At 59.1% G+C, this 2,296-nt stretch carries 2 protein-coding genes; both read left to right on the forward strand.

Annotated elements, in window-relative coordinates:
• Positions 1-323 precede the first annotated feature (323 nt).
• Positions 324-1,208, forward strand: a complete 885-nt coding sequence (locus VII69_00005; protein ID HEY5093477.1) for a nitrilase-related carbon-nitrogen hydrolase — start codon at positions 324-326, stop codon at positions 1,206-1,208.
• Between the two features lies 1 nt (position 1,209).
• Positions 1,210-2,296 (forward strand): cytosine permease (locus tag VII69_00010; protein HEY5093478.1); only part of this gene is annotated, 1,087 nt, incomplete at its 3' end.

Consider the following 2,296-nt stretch of genomic DNA (forward strand, 5'->3'; position numbering starts at 1 on the left):
CCTAAGACAAGTGCTGAAATTCGATACATGGGTCTCCTCCGTATCCGATAAAAGTGCTTCGGCCCAACACGTTCCCACTTTTGCTGGGAAACGGCCGTGAAGGGCGAACTGAGCGCCCAAGCAGCATAGCGCTCCATAGCATGGCGCTGGGGCGTCATCCTGAGCGCTGAGTGTGTCATCCTGAGCGCTGAGTGTGTCATCCTGAGCGCTGAGTGTGTCATCCTGAGCGAAGCGTTTCGCCCCTGGCGAAACGCGAAGTCGAAGGACCCCGAGCAGCGCGCGAAGCGCGCATGTCGAGGGGACTAACAAGAACGGAGAAAACTTTGGAATCGAAGGTTACAATCGGTCTGATCCAAGCGCACCACGATACCGACGGAGCGCAGCCGGTCGACGTGCATAAAAAAGAAGCGACGGATAAACACGTCAAGCTGATTCGCGAGGCCAAGAAAAAGGGCGCGCAGATCGTGTGCCTGCAAGAGCTGTTTTACGGACCGTACTTCTGCACCGAGCAAACGCCGAAGTGGTATGAAGCAGTCGAACAGATCCCCGATGGACCGACGACCAAACTCATGCAAGATCTCGCCAAAGAGCTTGGCATCGTTCTCGTAGTGCCGATGTACGAGGAAGACTTCACGGGCGTCTACTACAACACGGCGGCAGTTATCGACGCAGATGGAAAATATCTCGGCAAATATCGCAAACACCACATTCCACAGGTGCAAGCCGGGCCGCAGGGCTGCGGTTTTTGGGAAAAATATTATTTCCGCCCGGGAAATCTCGGCTACCCCGTGTTCGACACCGCCTTCGCAAAAGTCGGCGTCTACATCTGTTACGATCGCCACTTTCCCGAAGGCGCGCGCATGCTCGGCCTGCACGGCGCCGAAATCATATTTAATCCGTCGGCGACCGTCGCCGGCCTTTCCGAATACCTTTGGAAACTCGAGCAGCCGGCGCACGCCGTTGCCAATGGTTACTACGTCGGCGCGATCAATCGCGTGGGCGTCGAGACGCCTTGGAACAGGGGCGAATTCTACGGCCAATCGTATCTGGTAGACCCACGCGGCAATTTCGTCGCCGTCGGCAGCCGCGATAAAGACGAAGTCGTCATCGGCGTGATGGATCGCAATCTCATAACCGAGGTGCGCAACACCTGGCAGTTCTATCGCGATCGCCGCCCTGAAACGTACGACGATCTCGTCCAGATCTAACGTGAAAGCGACCGCAACCCAGATTCGTGCGGGCGACGTCGTCGTCCTCACCGACGCTGCGCACCAAGAGGCCGAACAGAACCACTCCATGTGGAACGAGGATCTTCGGCCGTGCACGCTCGCCGAACACTCGTGGCCGGGATCGAAGTTCGCCTCGCTGTGGATCGGCATGTGCCTGTGCATTCCGACCTACACGCTAGCCGGCAGCATGATTTCTATCGGTATGAATTGGTGGGAAGCCGTCCTGGCGATATTCCTGGGGAGCATCGTCGTGCTGAGCGCGATTCTCTTCGTGGCGCACGCCGGCACGAAGTACGGCATACCGTATCCGGTCTTTGCGCGCCTATGGTTTGGAACGCGCGGCGCGCACATTCCGGCGTTGGCGCGGGCACTCATCGCCGCGGGCTGGTTTGGAATAAACTCCTGGTTCGGCGGTCAGGCGCTCGATGCGATCCTTACCACGGTACTGCCCGCATGGCGCGGCTTGAGCGCGCATTGGGGTGATTACCAGCAGCACACCTGGCTCGCGTTCGCGCTTTTCTGGCTGCTCAACGTCGCCATCGCGATGCGCGGCGCGCAAGCGATCGGTCGACTCGCGCAAATTGCCGCACCCACTGTCGGCATTGCCGCAATCGCGTTGCTCGTGTGGGCGGCTCACGCTGCCGGCGGTTTCGGCCCGATGCTGGCGGCGCCGGCAAAAATTCACGGCGGCCAATTCTGGATCGCGTTCTTGCCTTCGGTCGTCGGCGTCATCGGCTTCTGGGCGACGCTCGCGCTCAACATTCCCGACTACACGCGCTATGCCCGCACGCAGCGCGGACAAATGCTCGGGCAGATACTCTCGATGCCGCTTGCCATGGCGCTCTTCTCGTTCCTGGGCATCGCCGTGACATCGGCCACGCTCAAAATTTTCGGAACGGCTGTTTGGAATCCGGTCGACTTGATCGAGAAATTTCCAATCGCGGTCATCGTCGTCGCCGGCATTATCGTGATTCTCTCTTCGGTGACGATCAACGTCGGCGCGAACGTCATGGCTCCCGCGCGCGCGTTTGAAAATCTGTGGCCGCGCTACATCAATTTCGCAATCG

The organism is Candidatus Eremiobacteraceae bacterium, assembly GCA_036511855.1.
GTDB lineage: Bacteria > Vulcanimicrobiota > Vulcanimicrobiia > Eremiobacterales > Eremiobacteraceae > JABCYQ01.